This window comes from Candidatus Sarcina troglodytae (assembly GCF_015708635.1).
Lineage (GTDB): Bacteria > Bacillota > Clostridia > Clostridiales > Clostridiaceae > Sarcina > Sarcina ventriculi.
Genome location: NZ_CP051754.1, coordinates 2049002 through 2065126 on the forward strand (window position 1 = coordinate 2049002; position 16125 = coordinate 2065126).

13 protein-coding genes are annotated in these 16125 nt (G+C 27.4%); 3 read left to right on the forward strand and 10 right to left on the reverse strand.

Annotated elements, in window-relative coordinates:
* Window positions 1-25 precede the first annotated feature (25 nt).
* From HH195_RS09485 to cdaA, 8 genes are all read right to left on the reverse strand, one after another.
* Window positions 26-1246 (reverse strand): sugar ABC transporter substrate-binding protein, encoded by a 1221-nt coding sequence (locus HH195_RS09485; RefSeq protein WP_196370951.1) that lies wholly within the window; start codon window positions 1244-1246, stop codon window positions 26-28.
* A gap of 243 nt (window positions 1247-1489) precedes the next feature.
* Window positions 1490-2431, reverse strand: a complete 942-nt coding sequence (locus tag HH195_RS09490; protein WP_196370952.1) for a PucR family transcriptional regulator — start codon at window positions 2429-2431, stop codon at window positions 1490-1492.
* 27 nt (window positions 2432-2458) lie between these two features.
* Window positions 2459-3568, reverse strand: coding sequence for an ABC transporter ATP-binding protein (locus HH195_RS09495; RefSeq protein WP_196370953.1), 1110 nt, complete (start codon window positions 3566-3568; stop codon window positions 2459-2461).
* A 183-nt stretch (window positions 3569-3751) separates the two neighbouring features.
* Complete coding sequence (gene buk, locus HH195_RS09500) at window positions 3752-4822, reverse strand: butyrate kinase (protein WP_196370954.1); 1071 nt, start codon at window positions 4820-4822, stop codon at window positions 3752-3754.
* Between the two features lie 59 nt (window positions 4823-4881).
* Complete coding sequence (gene ptb, locus HH195_RS09505) at window positions 4882-5787, reverse strand: phosphate butyryltransferase (protein ID WP_196370955.1); 906 nt, start codon at window positions 5785-5787, stop codon at window positions 4882-4884.
* Window positions 5788-5902: 115 nt separating this feature from the next.
* Window positions 5903-7501 carry an NAD(P)/FAD-dependent oxidoreductase gene (locus tag HH195_RS09510; RefSeq protein ID WP_196370956.1) on the reverse strand — a complete coding sequence of 533 codons (1599 nt, stop codon included), beginning with the start codon at window positions 7499-7501 and terminating at the stop codon, window positions 5903-5905.
* 94 nt (window positions 7502-7595) lie between these two features.
* On the reverse strand, window positions 7596-8900 hold the full coding sequence (locus HH195_RS09515; RefSeq protein ID WP_196370957.1) for a CdaR family protein: 1305 nt from the start codon (window positions 8898-8900) through the stop codon (window positions 7596-7598).
* The gene (cdaA, locus tag HH195_RS09520) at window positions 8870-9724 is read right to left on the reverse strand and encodes a diadenylate cyclase CdaA (protein ID WP_196370958.1); all 855 of its coding nucleotides are present in this window, start codon (window positions 9722-9724) and stop codon (window positions 8870-8872) included. The genes HH195_RS09515 and cdaA overlap by 31 nt, the downstream gene beginning before the upstream one ends.
* 176 nt (window positions 9725-9900) lie before the next feature.
* Here cdaA and HH195_RS09525 point away from each other — a divergent pair, with 176 nt between their 5' ends.
* Both HH195_RS09525 and HH195_RS09530 read left to right on the forward strand, forming a co-directional pair.
* A complete protein-coding gene (locus tag HH195_RS09525) occupies window positions 9901-10857 on the forward strand; it encodes a hypothetical protein (RefSeq protein WP_196370959.1) in 957 nt (318 codons plus the stop codon).
* A gap of 74 nt (window positions 10858-10931) precedes the next feature.
* Window positions 10932-11558, forward strand: a complete 627-nt coding sequence (locus tag HH195_RS09530) for a cell wall hydrolase (RefSeq protein ID WP_196370960.1) — start codon at window positions 10932-10934, stop codon at window positions 11556-11558.
* Between the two features lie 43 nt (window positions 11559-11601).
* Here HH195_RS09530 and trxA read toward each other — a convergent pair whose 3' ends face one another.
* Window positions 11602-11916 (reverse strand): thioredoxin, encoded by a 315-nt coding sequence (trxA, locus tag HH195_RS09535; protein ID WP_055260003.1) that lies wholly within the window; start codon window positions 11914-11916, stop codon window positions 11602-11604.
* A 150-nt stretch (window positions 11917-12066) separates the two neighbouring features.
* A complete protein-coding gene (gene ptsP, locus HH195_RS09540; RefSeq protein ID WP_196371931.1) occupies window positions 12067-13686 on the reverse strand; it encodes a phosphoenolpyruvate--protein phosphotransferase in 1620 nt (539 codons plus the stop codon).
* Between the two features lie 419 nt (window positions 13687-14105).
* Between ptsP and HH195_RS09545 the strand changes: the two genes are divergently transcribed.
* Entirely contained in the window at window positions 14106-16121 is a 2016-nt protein-coding gene (locus HH195_RS09545; protein WP_196370961.1) for a sigma 54-interacting transcriptional regulator, read from the forward strand.
* The last annotated feature ends 4 nt before the right edge of the window (window positions 16122-16125 follow it).

Here is a 16125-nt window from a genome sequence, read left to right on the forward strand (position 1 = left end):
GGAGAAATCCCCCCCTTATATCAAATTATTTTTGTTGTGCTATTCCTTCTTTAATTTGTTCAACTGTTTTATCTGCAGCTTCTTTTGCTGTTTGTTGACCTTGAATCATAAGTAATATATTTGTTTCTCCTGGCTTCCACATTGCTTGAACTTCTGGTATATTAGGCATTGGATCTGCTACTTTTGCTTGTTCAACAAAAGCTCCCATATACTTATTATTCTTAAATGCCTCTGTTTCAAAAGAATCTGTGTAAACCGGTATTCTGTTTCCTTCTTCTAAAACTATGTCTCCTGAATTTTCAGCTAAATATTTAACAAGTTCCCAAGCATCTTCTTGTTTATCTGATTTAGAACTTACAAAAGCTGCTTGTACTCCCATAAACGGCGTAACCTCATTCCCGTTTAAGCTAGGTATTTTAGCCACTCCAAAATTTAAACCAGACTCTTCAAATGCTGCTACATCCCAAGGTCCTGATATAAAAAATGCTGTATTCCCAGATGTAAACTCTCCTATTGCAGCATCACCATTTATATCTGATGCCATAAGCTTCTTATTAACAACTAAATCTTCAAGAAACTCATATCCCTTTATTGCACCCTCATTGTTTAAACCTATATCTGTTGAATCTAATACACCATCATTATTTTTGAATACGTATCCACCATTAGCAGCTATAAATCCATAAGATCTATAAAAATCTCCAATTGCATACTTAAATCCTTTTTCTGCTGCCACTTCTACTAATTCTTCCATAGTTTCTGGAACTTCTGAAACTAAATCTTTATTATAAAATAATGCTGTTGTTTCTTGCGCTATCGGAACTGCATATTGTGTTCCATCTATAGTTACAGCATCTACTAATTGCTCTGATGCTAAAGCCCCTTCATCTATAACTCCCTCTGGAACCTCTGCTAAAAGTCCTGCTTTTTGGAATGTTCCTAAATTATCATGAGCAACTCCAAAATATATATCTGGTCCTTTAGAACTATTTGCTGCTTGTATATAATCTTGAGGTTCTCCTTGATCATCTACAACCTTTACATTGTATCCATTTTCTTCTCCCCATTTATTAGCTAATTCCTCAATTGCTTTAATCTCTCCAGTCTTTAAATGAGACCATATTGTAAGTTCCTTCTTTGAATCATCATTTGAACTTGTAGTAGTATCACTACTTCCACAACCAACAATTGATCCTGCCATTATTGTAGACATTAATGCTGCTAAAACCTTTGTACGTTTACTCATAAATACCCCCTAAAATACTCTAAAAATCATAATATTTTTAAAATTCCATTTTTTAATTTTATTGTGTATCGTTTCCAATTATTATTATAATATTCATCTCATTTATTTTCAACATTTATTTTCTTTTTTTACTATTTTAATTAAATAAGTAATTATTTATGTAAATAATTAAAAAATTTCAATTATTAATTTATCTAAAATTAAATAATGCAATATACCATTAAGATATATTGCATTATCTTTTTACACTTTTTTCTCTAAGCATAAAAGGAACGCTATTTTAAAAATCATAGCTTCATTAAAATTTCTTATATCATATCCTGTATACTTTTCTATCTTATCTAATCTATAAATTAAAGTATTTCTATGAATATAAAGCTTTTTAGAAGCATCTGTTATATTTAAACCAGATTTTAAAAAAACATCTATCGTTTTAATTGTATGCCTATCTAATTTAGAGAATCCATGACTAAAATTTTTTATTATTTCTTTTTTTATCTCTTTATTAATACCATCTACTATATTTTCAATTATAAGATTTTTTTCATTATACACTCCTTCGGACAAATTATACTTTTTGACCAAATTTATTATCCTTATATTTTCATGTATTTTATTTTTTATATCTTTTATCGTATCTATAACACAATAACTTATATAACATTTAATATAAAGATTTGAATATAGTAAATCTCTAATACCTTCCACATGATCTTTAATATCATTTAAATTACATAACATCATGACATAATTATTATATTGCCAAACTATAATATCATAATTAGAGTAACTTTGTTTTATTATAGATAATATATCTTCATTGTTGCTACTTGAAAATATGGTTACTAGCTCAACTTTCTCTAAAATCCACGGTAAATTAGCTTTTATATATTCTAAATCTACTATATCATTCTTTATTAAATCTAATAATATTTTTTCCTTATCAGTTTCAATTTTATCTATTCTATTTTCTATTATATATCTAAGCAACGGAATACAATTTTTATAACTTTTACTTGTTATAATTTTAAATTCTTTATTTAAATTTATACTTTCTTCTACAATATCATCTTTGCTTAAATTATCTGATAAAAACTTTATTTCTTGATTATTATTTAATTTTATATTAAAAGGAATTTTTGTGCTATAATATATTTCACTAAAAAAATCATGAAAATTTCTCATAAATTCACCCCAAAATTCTTTTGTTAATTAAATTATTTTATTTTCACTATCCTTATCAAACACATGTAAATAATCTGTATTAATGTACACTTTAGCATTATCGCCATTTCCTAATTTAGTACTTCCGTTTACTCTTATAGTTATATTTTGATTTCCACATTTAGTATATATATAACTCTCAGCCCCCATAAGTTCTACAACCTCTGTTTTTACATGAATTATTTTATTTAGATTCTCTTTTACTAAATTTATGTTATCATCTAGATGTTCTGGTCTTATTCCAAACGTAACCATTTTCCCAATATAACCTTTGTCTTTTAATTTTTTTCCTTTATCATTTCCAATTTCTATTTTTTCAGATTGGAACTTAGCAAAATACTTCCCACCTTCTTCAATTACACTTCCTTCAATGAAGTTCATTTGTGGACTTCCTATAAATCCTGCAACAAATATATTCGCTGGATTATTATATATTTCTTGAGGTGTTGCAACTTGTTGAACTACACCATCTTTCATAACAACAATCCTAGTTCCCATTGTCATAGCTTCAACTTGGTCATGAGTTACATATATAAATGTAGTTTGTAATCTTTGATGTAACTTAGATATTTCCGTTCTCATCTGAACCCTCAATTTAGCATCCAAATTAGATAATGGTTCATCCATCAAAAACACCTTAGGTTCTCTAACAATAGCTCTTCCAAGAGCAACCCTTTGTCTTTGCCCACCAGACAATGCTTTTGGTTTTCTGTCTAGCAAATGCTCTATATCTAAAATTCTAGCCGCTTCTTTAACTTTTTTATCTATTTCTACCTTTGGAACTTTTCTCAATTTTAATCCAAAAGCCATATTATCGTATACACTCATATGTGGGTATAATGCATAACTTTGAAAAACCATTGCTATATCTCTTTCCTTTGGTTCAACGTCATTTACTAACTTATCTCCTATATAAAGTTCTCCCTTTGATATCTCCTCAAGCCCTGCAACCATTCTTAATGTAGTCGATTTTCCACAACCAGATGGTCCAACAAATACTATGAACTCTTTATCTTCTATTTCTAAATTAAAATCTTTAACAGCAGCTACATCCCCTTGATATATTTTATAGATATGCCTTAATGATAAATTAGCCATAAAATCCCCCTCATTATTTAAAATAATATTTTTATAGTAATATTATACAATTCTTATAAAATTTAATAAATAATAAAAAAACACAAATATATTAATATTTTTTTGTATATTCATATAAATTTATTACATTAAAAAGTTGTATACTGTAATCATTACTTAGCATACAACTCTCACTTTATATAATTACTTATATTCTTTCGTTTTTTCTTCCCCACTTAATACTCTTATAGCTCCTTGTGCCAATGCAAGAAGTTCATCTTCTCCTGGATATACAGTAACATCTGATATCCACTCTATATTAGATTTTAAATCTGGCACTAATACATTTGAATACGCAATTCCACCTGTCAAAAGTATTTGGTCTACTTGTCCATTCAATACAGCAGCCATTTTCCCAACTTCTTTTGTTATTTGATAAATAAATGCTTTATAAACTTTTTCGCATTTTTTATCTCCCTTTTTCATTTTATCAATTATTCCTCTCGCATCATTAGTATTTAAATATCCAACAAAACCACCTTTTCCAACTATCTTTCTATAAACTTCATTTTGAGAATATTTTCCACTAAAGCACATTTTTATTAAATCTCCAACTGGTACGCTTCCTGCTCTTTCTGGTGAAAACGGTCCATCTCCATCTAATGCATTATTTACATCTACAACTTTCCCTTTTTTATGAGCTCCAACAGATATTCCTCCACCCATATGAACAACAATTAAATTTAAATTTTCATATCCTTTTCCTGTTTCTTTACCATATCTTTTAGCAACTGCTTTTTGATTTAAAGCATGAAATTTACTCTTTCTTTGGATTTCTAAAATTCCTGACAATCTAGCTACATCTTCTAATTCATCAGTAACTACTGGATCTACTATATAAGATGGTACATTTAATTCATCCCCTATTGCCCTTGCTAATATTCCACCTAAGTTCGATGCATGAGGACCTTGCACCCCACTCTTCAAATCTTCAATCATAATGTCATTAACTATATACGTTCCACCCTCAACAGGTTTTAACATACCACCTCTTCCAACTACTGCATTCAATTTTTTTATATCAAAATTTTTTTCTTTAAGTACATTTAATATAAGGTCTTCTCTAAATTTAAACTGATCATAAATAGCATTATATCCTTTTAATTCTTCATTTGTATGTCTTATTGTTTCTTGAAACAGCTCTCTTTCTCCTTCAAATAATCCTATTTTAGTTGATGTAGAACCCGGATTTATTACTAATAATTTATATGACATTTAAACCACTCTCCATTAATTTTAAATGTTTACTTAAAAACTTAATTTAATATATATTTTTATTTTGCTTCAGCAATTAATGCTGCTAAAATTATTGAATTAACTTTTGTATGAAAACTATCTGCTCTAGATGTTAAAATTACTGGTGCTGCCGTTCCTACTAAAACTCCTCCATTTCTTGAATCTGACATATAAGTTAATGTCTTATACATAACATTCGCCACATCAATATTAGGTAATAACAATATATCTGCTTTTCCAGCTACTTCACTTGATATTCCTTTATGATGTGCAGATTCTACTGATATAGCATTATCAAGAGCAAACGGACCATCTACTATGCACCCTTTTATTTGCCCTCTATCATTCATTTTTGCAAGAATTGCTGCATCTACCGTTGCCTGCATATCCATATTTACCACTTCAACCGGAGCAACCACCGCAACTTTTGGAGTATCTATTCCACAAGATTTAGCAACTTGTACTGCATTTTCTATCATATCTTTCTTTGCCTTTACGTCTGGATATGTGTTAAAAGCCGCATCTGTTAGTAACAGTAATCTATTCATTTTTTCCACATCAAAAACAGATACATGTGACATAAGTTTACCTGTTCTTAAACCTACTTCCTTATTTAACACACTTCTCAAAAACGTTGCAGTATCCACTAGCCCTTTCATAACCATATCTGCCTGTCCATTTGAAACTATCTCAACTGCCTTTAAGGTTGCCCTTTTTACATCTTTTTCATTAATTATTTGAACTTGTTCTAAATTCATATCTATTTTTTTAGCTATATCTTGTATTTCTTCTTTATTTCCAACTAATATAGCCTCAACTAGTCCCTCACGAACTACTTCTTTAATAGCTTCTAAAACTGGTTCATCTTGTGCTACAGCTACAGAAACTCTCTTTTTATTTATACATTTAACTTTAGTAAATAATTCATTAAAATTTTTATTCATAACATATTACTCCCTATTCTTTATAGATTTGTTATTTTATTAACATATATATATTATTTTAACAAAAAAAATTCAGAAAACATAAATTTTCTGAAAATTTTAATTAATTTTTACCTTATTTACAAAAGTATCCCATAATACTTTCTGCTACTTTTATTCCATCTACTGCAGCAGATATTATTCCACCAGCAAATCCTGCACCTTCACCAGCTGGATATAATCCTGTTAAAGATATACTCTCTAAATTCTTATTTCTTTCTATTCTAACTGGTGCAGATGTTCTAGTTTCTATTCCTGTCAAAATAGCATCATAATCTGCAAATCCATTTATTTTTTTATCAAAGCTTTCTATTCCCTCTTTCAAAGAATCAACCACATAACTTGGCAATGCTTCCCCTATACTAGCTAAAGTATAATCATTAGCTAACACACTTGGATTAACTTTTCCTAGTTTGGTAGTTTTTCTATCATTTAAAAAGTCTCCTAAAAGTTGAATTGGTGTTTTAAAATTACCGCCACCTATCTTATATGCTAAATTTTCATAATGCCTTTGAAATTCCATCCCTGCTAAAGGTTTATCACTTTTAAAATCTTTACTAGAAACAGTAACAACTAAAGCTGAATTAGCATTTTCTTTATCTCTAGAATTATAACTCATTCCATTTACACAAAGCCTTTCATCCTCTGACGATGCATTAACAACTACCCCACCTGGACACATACAAAATGAATATACTGCCCTTTGCATCTTTTCACTTTGATATGTTAATCTATAATCTGCTGCATTTAATCTTTTATGATTTGCATAATTGCCATATTGATTTACATTTATTAAGCTTTGAGGATGCTCTATTCTAACTCCAATTGCAAATGGCTTAGGGGTCATAAATATTCCTTCCCTAAAAAGCAACTCATATGTATCTCTTGAACTATGTCCTAATGCTAAAATACAAACTTCACAAGGAATCTCTTCTCCATTTACTATAATCGCCTTTAACTTATTATTATGTTTTATAATTCCTTCAAATTTTGAATTAAAATATACCTCCCCACCTAGAGATTTTATTTCTTCACGAATATTTTTAACAACTCCCTTTAATACATCAGTTCCAACATGTGGTTTACCAACGTACATTATAGACTCATCTGCACCATGTTTTACTAGAGTTTCTAAAACAATATTACATCGTGCATCTTTTATTCTAGTAGTTAATTTTCCATCTGAAAAAGTTCCTGCTCCTCCTTCACCAAATTGTACATTAGATTCTGTATTTAAAATACCTGTATCCCAAAATTTTTCAACAGTTTCACTTCTTTTGTCTACATTCTCACCTCTCTCAAACACTATTGGATTATATCCTTGTCTTGCTAAAGTTAATGCTGCAAAAAGCCCTGCAGGCCCAAGCCCTATAACTACCGGTCTATGCTCTAAAACTTTATTCCCAAATTTAAACTCCTCTGTATTTAGTGTACCATCTATCTGTACATCATTACTATTAGCCCTAGATACAACTTTCTTTTCATTTTTGCATTCTAAACTAATCGCATAATTAAACCTAATATTATTTTTTTTTCTAGCATCTATTGATTCTTTTAATATTTTTATTTTCCCCAAATCTTTAACAGGTACATTTAATTTTTTAGAAACTTTTTTCTCTATACAAGATATATCTTCATCTATACTTAAACTTATATTATTTACTCTTATAGTCATACACTAAACTCCTTTTTTCTAAACTTTTGTAAAATTATTTTACCACAGAAATTTTTATTACATAAATATCTCTGTGGTAATTTAAAATTATATTTTATTCTTCTGCTTTAGTAAATGTAACATCTACAGTTTGTGGATTTTGACTATCCACTAAAACATTATTCTCATTATTTATGTCTACAGTTGGACTCACAACTCCACCTTCTTTTGTTAATTTTGAAATATCAACCTTGCATGATAAGTTAGATGCTTGTAAATTATCTAATTCTTTTTTTGTCCCTTTTAAGACAACAGTTACAGTATTACTACTTAAATTTGCAGTATAGCCACTTAAATTTCCTTCTATAATTATTGGAATTTCAAAAGTTTTTGTAGTTTCTTTGTTTCCATTTATAACATTTTCCGAATTATTTTCATCTGCTCCTGAAACTTTTACATCCACATTAATCTCATTTTCATTAGGCAATAATGTAATGTTTCTAGGAACTATAAGATTAGTTATTATCGTTTCATTCCCAGTTATAGAATTTAAATTTATAGGTTCAGATAAAATCTCATTAGTGCTATCTAATACACTCTCACTACCCAATATTTTTATTGTATTAGGATTTGCTATTATATTCTCTAGTGTAAGTCCTGCCCTAAGTTCTCCCGTAGTTTGAACTTTTATAGGTACTAATTTTCCTTTTTCTACTGTTATTGTTGTCTGTACATTATTAGTTGATAGCACAACATCATTAACAACATTGCCACTTGAATCAACGGCTACTACTGGAAAACTTGCTGTGGTCGTGCTATTATTTGCAGTAACATTACCTCTTACAACTAATTTAGAAACTTCATTTACTGTTTCTTCGGGGCCAGATACTGTAATTTGATTCGTAGAAAAAGAAATATTCTTAACATAGGTGCTATTACTAGTCGTAACATTAAGTTCTGATTTCACTGGCATTGTTTTTTCAGTAATATTTTCTAATTTAATATTAATTCTTAATACTCCATTATTTTTTATATTTACATTATTAGGCGAATTCGTTATTTCTACTGGTATACTATTATCCCCTGATTTTAACGTATAATTAGATAAATTTGCAACTACTGTAAATTGAGATTTATTTATACTATAAATATTGGTTGAAGTTCCTTGTATAGTTAAAGAAATAGTAAAATTTTGATCCGGAGCTAGAGTTAAATTATCCTCTTTTAAAACATCTAAATTTACTATCTGAACAGGTATATTCGTTATAGTATACTGCTTAATTGGATTTTCAATATTAGATATATATATCCAAAGACCAAAAGATAGGAGTAAGCAAACAAGCTTAACCATTAAATTCTTTTCTTTAACTATTTTTAATACTTGAGAAATTATTTTTCTCTTTTTATTATTTTTACCCACGCCTTCACCTTCTGACCAAACGACTTACTTTTTCTTTGATTTTTACTCTTTATTATTTTTAATAATATTGATTTTAATTTATCCCCATCAAAATTCCTAGTTAATCTTCCTTTAATGGCTAATGAAATTGCACCAGTCTCTTCAGACACTATTATTATTAGTGCATCTGATGCTTCCGAAAGTCCAATAGCAGCCCTATGCCTAGTTCCAAGTTGTTTGCTTATATTGTTATTATTGGTTAAAGGCAATACACAAGCTGATGCTAATATCCTATCATTTTTTATAATAGTTGCACCATCATGAAGCGGAGTATTTTTTACAAATATATTTTCTATAAGCTCTCTAGACACTAAAGAATCCATTTTTATTCCTGTGGATACTATATCCCCAAGCCCTGTTCCTTGTTCTATAGCTATTAATGCCCCTGTTTTTGTCTTTGCCATATTTTCAACAGCTTCGCATATATTAATTATTACTTTCTCAATTTCCTCATCGTTTTGTATTATATGAAAATCATCAAATGTGCTTCTTCCTATATGTTCTAATCCTCTTCTTATTTCAGGCTGAAATATTATAATAACAGCAATAACCCCAATAGTTATTGTTTTACTTAATATAAAGTACAAAATATCCAATTTTAATATATAACTAACAGGTATTAATATTAATATAAGTAAAATACCTTTTAATAATTGTTCTGCTCTAGTTTCCTTAATTAACATATAACCTTTATAAAAAATAAAAGCTACTACTAATATATCTACAACAGACCAAATAGTTATGTTTTGAATATCACTTAAAATCATATTAATTATAGTCTGCATATCGCTTCACTCCAGTTGTTATAAATACTCTTTAATATTATACAATAAAACTTTTAACTTAAATACAAAGTTAATGATAATTTTTTAATTTACATATTATAAGTAATGTTATTTATAAAGCTTTCATATATTTTTATTGTGTAAGCTTTTATTAATTCTTTTACAGGGGGGATATTTTGAAATTTAACTATAAAGATTTTTATAAAAATAAATTTTTTATTTCTACAATAATACTCATTTTACTTTTAATTTTTATTATTGTTATTACATGTGTCAAATCTAATGACTTAATTACATTAAATAATTTAGGAAAGTCAATTACAAGCATAAATTTAGATGAACCTTTAGAAGACACAGCAAATTCTAATGAATATGTAAATATATTAGAAGATAAAATTGATAATCTAACAACTCTATCAAATACATTAAAAGATATACAAACATCTAAAAAATATAAAGATATACACGAAACTCTAAAAAAAGGTTTAAACATGAATATAACCTTTTACACTTCTTTAATTGATATTTTAAATGATCCTACCACAGATGATTTATACAACAAGTATAAAGAAACTACTTCTTTAAAAAATGACATTATAAATATTTATGAAACTTGTAACAAAAATAATATATCTGTTTCATTAATATCTAATGATAGTAAATTACTAAATAATATATTGAGCTATATAAATGAAATTATAAAATTAAATAGGGATTCAGATATTAAAACTACACAAATGAATGAATTTATAGTTACTTTAGATTCTCTTCTATTAGAATTTGATGATTTAACAGAAAATCTATTCGAAACAATATCGGCTATTAGAAACAACAATAGAAGCTTAAATACAATTATTACTGATATTCATAATAAAATGAATAATTTTGAAACTATTAAGAAAAAATTTTATATTTTATCTATCCCAGAAGACAGCAACGATATTTTTATCTCATTTAATGAAGTTTTAAACCATTATAGTAATTACATTAATTTATTATTAAAAGGAGTTACAGAAGAAAATAAAAATAATAATTCAAATAATGAATATTATATAAATGCTAAATCAGAATATGAAAATATGAATAATTCATTGAGAAATTTACAAACCTTACTAAATGATTTAAAAAAATAATATTTACATGAATTAACTTTCTCTTTATGGATACAATATACAAGGTAAAATAAAACTAATATTAGGAGGACAATATGAAAAAGAAAACTTATATATGTTTTTTATTAACCTTCATTTTTGTTGTTATCACTAATATATGTCAAAAAAATGCCTTAGGACTAGAAAATTTTAACAAGGAAAATATCACAAATAACTATATATACACAAGCGAATTAAATTTAAATCATACTCAAGACGAAATAACTAATGAACCTTTAACAGAAACTGATTTATTCTCTCAATCTGATGAAATAATTGAAGTTTTTAATTCATCATCAAAAAAAGTTTATTTAACAAAATCAGATATAGATTTAATGGCAAAAGTAGTTTTTGCTGAAAGCAAAGGTGAACCTTACACTGGCAAAATTGCAGTTGCTTCTGTAATACTAAATAGAGTTACTAGTCCTAACTTTCCAAATACGGTTGAAGGAGTTATAACACAAAAAAATGCATTTTCTTGCGTTGTAAATGGTGTTATAAATGCAACTCCAAATAGTGATAGCTATAATGCAGTTAAAGATGCTATTAAAGGTTTAGATCCAACAGAAAATGCCCTATATTTTTACAATCCTAAAATAGCAACTTGTTCTTGGATGAAGGAAATAGAAAAATGTAATGTAACAACCATTGGTCAGCATGTTTTTTTTAATGTAACACAATAAAAAAAAGAACTGTTTCAAATAATGAAACAGTTCTTTTTTCATTTTATAAACATGCTTCTACATCAATTTTTAATGCATCTTTAGTTTTAAATCCTATTAAAGTATTTATAAGCTTACCATCTTTAAATATTTTTAAAGTTGGTATACTTACTATTTTATATTGATTAGCTATTTGTGGATTTTTATCAACATCTACTTTTACAAATTTAACATTTGACATTTCCTCATCTAGTTCTTCTACTATAGGAGCTATCATTTTACATGGTCCACACCAAGTTGCCCAAAAATCTACAACAACTACACCTTTTTCTTTTAAAACCTCTTCTTCAAAATCGCTAGCACTTACATGCATTACCATAATAAGTTCCTCCAATCTAACTTATTAAAATATCAAATTATTATATTATATTTAAATATTCTAGTCAATATTTTACTATTAAATAAGGTGTAGACAAATTGTCTACACCTTTACAAAACTTAGGGTTAATAAGTATTGTTACAAATTAAATTATTCTTGTTCCATTATTATTTTTTTAGCTGATAAAATTGATGTAGCACTCATTGAAAATTCATCTAATCCATATTCAACTAATGTTGGTATAGCAGTTTCATCCCCTGCCATTTCTCCACACATTCCAACCCACTTACCATGTTTATGTGCTCCATCTATAGTCATTTTTATTAATCTTAAAACTGATGGATGCATTGGGTTGTAAAGATAAGATACTTTTTCACTCATTCTATCTGCTGCTAAAGTATATTGTATTAAATCGTTGGTTCCTATTGAGAAGAAATCAACGTATTTTGCTAGTTCATCAGCATAAACTGCTGCTGCTGGAATTTCAACCATGATACCCCATTGAATTGAATCTGAATATGATATTCCTTCATTCTTTAATTCTGCTTTACATTCCTCAACAAATTCTTTTGCTGCTTGGAATTCTTCTAAACCTGATATCATTGGAAACATTACAGCAAGATTTCCATATACAGACGCTCTAAGTAAAGCCCTTATTTGAACCTTAAATATATCTTTTCTATCTAAGCAAAGTCTTATTGCTCTATATCCTAAGAATGGATTCATTTCTTCTGGCAATGGTAAATATGGAAGTGTTTTATCTCCACCTATATCTAATGTTCTTATAACTACTTGCTTACCACATGCTTTTTCTAAAACATATTTATAGCTTTCAAATTGTTCTTCTTCAGTTGGTGCAGATTCTCTATCCATATATAAGAATTCAGTTCTAAATAGACCAACACCATCTCCACCGTTAGCTAATACTTGGTCTATATCTTGTGGTTTACCTATGTTACCACAAACCTCAACTCTTCTTCCACCCTTAGTCATAGTTTTAACATCTATAAGTTTCTTTAACTCTTCTTGTTCTGTATGAAATTTCTCTTTTTTAGAAATATATTCATTTATAGTTTGTTGATCTGGATTTATTATTGCTAGTCCTTCCATACCATCTACTATAATCATATCTCCATTATTCACTGAAGCTGTTATATCTCCTAACCCTACTACTGCTGGAATTTCCAACGTTCTAGCCATTATAGCTGAGTGAGATGTTCTCCCTCCAATGTTAGTTAAAAAACCTATAACCTTACTTCTATCTAATTGTGCTGTATCAGATGGAGTTAAATCATGGGCAACAATTACTGTATTTTCTTCTGTTATAGCAAAATCACTTCCACCTTTTCCTGCTAAATTAGAAATTATTCTTTTTGAAACATCTTTTATATCAGCTGCTCTTTCTCTCATATATGGATCGTCCATAGAATCAAATATCATAACAAAAGTATCTGTAACATTTTGTACAGCCTTCATAGCATTTAAACTCTCATTTTCTATAGTCATTTCCATTTGACCTGTAAATTCAACATCATCTAACAACATTAAATGAGCTTCAAAAACTTGAGCCTCATGTTGACCAATTTCATTTAAAGTTTTTTCTTTAATCTTAGTTAACTGTTCCCTTGAAGCCTGTAATGATACTCTCAATAAATTTTTTTCTGCTTCTATATCTGAAATTTTATTATCATTTATAATTATTTCTTCATGCTCTTGTATAAACACTTTTCCTATAGCATATCCTTTTGATGCTGCAATACCACTTTTTATCATAACTGCCTCCTAAAACAAACATAATTTATTTAAATTATATTAAAATTCAATAAAATAAACTTTATTTATTTTTATTAGCAATAAACATGCCAACTTAAAAAAATTAATGTATTTTTTTATTTAAAGTTAAAATTAGAAATAATATTTCCTTGAAAACATCTTATATTTACTAATAAATTAATAAAATTCAAAATCTTTTTATTATTTTGTTATTATAGAGAATTTTTTGTTACAATATAAAATAATAATTTAATTTTTTGATATTTTTTATCAACTTTTATATTTTTTTTATTTTATAATGTATAATATTGATATAAACCTATTAATAATGTTATTTATAATCATTGATAAAAAATATCAATATATTTTAAAATTGATATTTTTTATCAATAATTACTTATAAGGAGTATCATAATATGTTTTTTCAAGAAATAACCTTTAAAAATCGCCAAGGTCTTCATACAAGATATTCAGCTATGATAGTTAATAAAGCTTCAGAAATTCAATCAAAATACAAAGTTACTTTATATATAAAGAAAAAAGAATATTCCCAATGGCTTGGTATGAGCATGTTAGCTATTCTTTCTTTAAAAATTTCAAATAATGATAAAATAAGTATTGGTTGTAACGAAGAAGGTATGCTAGGGAAAATAGCTGTAATGTCATTAATTCAATATATAGATGAGTTTATAAATTCTATAAATCCATCTGCTAATGTTAAAATTGATGAATTTATAGATGAAACAATAATAGCTAAAGAACAGGTATTAGAAAATGTTCCAATTGGTATATTAGTTATAGATTCCTATGAAAATATAACAACAATAAATGAATATGCATTAAAATTTTTAGAAAAAAGTTTTAAGGATGTTATAGGAAAAAATATTAAGGATATTATTCCTTATTCTGATTTACCAATGATTTTAAAAAAAGGCTTAAAACAATTCGGACAAGTACTGCATATAAAAAATAAATCAGCACTTGTAAATAGATCTCCTCTTTTTATGAACAATAAAATAATAGGCGCTGTTGCTGTTATACAAGATGTCTCTAATTTAGTTGGTATAAAAGAATTAAATGAAAAATTTACTAAAATTTTAGAAAATTCTCAAGATATGATTTGTTTTTTGGATAAAAATGGAATTATAAATTATATTAATCCAGCATACATTAAACATAGCAATTTAAAGGCTCAAAATATTCTTGGTAAACATATCACAGATATAGAACCTAATGGCTATATTGGTAAATCATTTAAAAATAAATCAAAATTCAATGATGCTATTTATTCTATTAATAATGTTAATGTAATAGGTAATATAGAACCATTATTTATAGATAACGAGTTTGTTGGAGTTATATCAACAGCAAGACCTATTAATGAACTAAAAGAGCTTATAGGAAAACTAAATAAATCACAAGAAGAGCTTAACTATTATAAAGAAGAATTCTTTAAACAAATTTCTAATAATTCATCTTTTAATAACATCATAGGTTCTAGCAGAACTCTAAAAGACATTCTATATATATGCGAAAAGACCTCAAAAACAACTTCTACAATTTTAATAAGAGGTGAAAGTGGCACTGGTAAAGAATTAATTGCTAAGGCTGTGCACAACAATAGTACTCGGCATGACAAACCTTTTGTACGAGTTAACTGTGCCTCTATCCCTGAAAATCTTTTAGAAAGTGAACTTTTTGGGTATGAAAAAGGTTCTTTTACAGGGGCTACCAAAAGTAAACCAGGTAAATTCTTAATTGCTGATGGTGGAACAATATTCTTAGACGAAATAGGAGACATGCCTCTTTCTATGCAAGTTAAACTTTTAAGAGTACTTCAAGAAATGGAAATAGATCCTATAGGAGGAATAAATCCAATTTCTATTGATGTTAGGGTTATTGCTGCTACTAATAGAAATCTCGAAGAAATGATAAAAGAAAAAACATTTAGGCAAGATTTGTATTACAGATTAGATGTAATAGGAATTAATCTGCCTGCTCTTAGAGAAAGAAAAGAAGACATTCCTGATTTGGTTGAATATTTTATAAAAAAATTAAATATCAAATTAAACAAAAATATCTTAGGAATATCTAATGACGCATTAAATCTGCTTCAACAATATCAATGGCCTGGAAATATACGAGAACTTGAAAATATAATAGAAAGAGCTATGAATTTTTGTGATGAAAAATATATTTCAAGTTTTTATTTACCATCATATTTAAAACCTACAATAGAGAATCCTAATAAATTTGATTTAGATAAAGACAATATTCTTCCTTTTGAAGAATATGAAAAGCAAATAATAAAAATGGCTATTGAAAAATATAAAACATTTAATAAAGCTGGAAAAGCTTTAGGATTAACCCATAGAACCATATCTTTAAAATGCAAAAAATATAATATTGACGTAAAAAAAATTAAAAATTAAATAA

Excerpts from the sequence above, each read along its gene's own strand:
- HH195_RS09485 (WP_196370951.1), bottom strand. The coding sequence starts at position 1,246 with ATGAGTAAACGTACAAAGGTTTTAGCAGCATTAATGTCTACAATAATG.
- HH195_RS09490 (WP_196370952.1), bottom strand. The coding sequence starts at position 2,431 with ATGAGAAATTTTCATGATTTTTTTAGTGAAATATATTATAGCACAAAA.
- HH195_RS09495 (WP_196370953.1), bottom strand. The coding sequence starts at position 3,568 with ATGGCTAATTTATCATTAAGGCATATCTATAAAATATATCAAGGGGAT.
- buk (WP_196370954.1), bottom strand. The coding sequence starts at position 4,822 with ATGTCATATAAATTATTAGTAATAAATCCGGGTTCTACATCAACTAAA.
- ptb (WP_196370955.1), bottom strand. The coding sequence starts at position 5,787 with ATGAATAAAAATTTTAATGAATTATTTACTAAAGTTAAATGTATAAAT.
- HH195_RS09510 (WP_196370956.1), bottom strand. The coding sequence starts at position 7,501 with ATGACTATAAGAGTAAATAATATAAGTTTAAGTATAGATGAAGATATA.
- cdaA (WP_196370958.1), bottom strand. The coding sequence starts at position 9,724 with ATGCAGACTATAATTAATATGATTTTAAGTGATATTCAAAACATAACT.
- HH195_RS09530 (WP_196370960.1), top strand. The coding sequence starts at position 10,932 with ATGAAAAAGAAAACTTATATATGTTTTTTATTAACCTTCATTTTTGTT.
- trxA (WP_055260003.1), bottom strand. The coding sequence starts at position 11,916 with ATGGTAATGCATGTAAGTGCTAGCGATTTTGAAGAAGAGGTTTTAAAA.
- HH195_RS09545 (WP_196370961.1), top strand. The coding sequence starts at position 14,106 with ATGTTTTTTCAAGAAATAACCTTTAAAAATCGCCAAGGTCTTCATACA.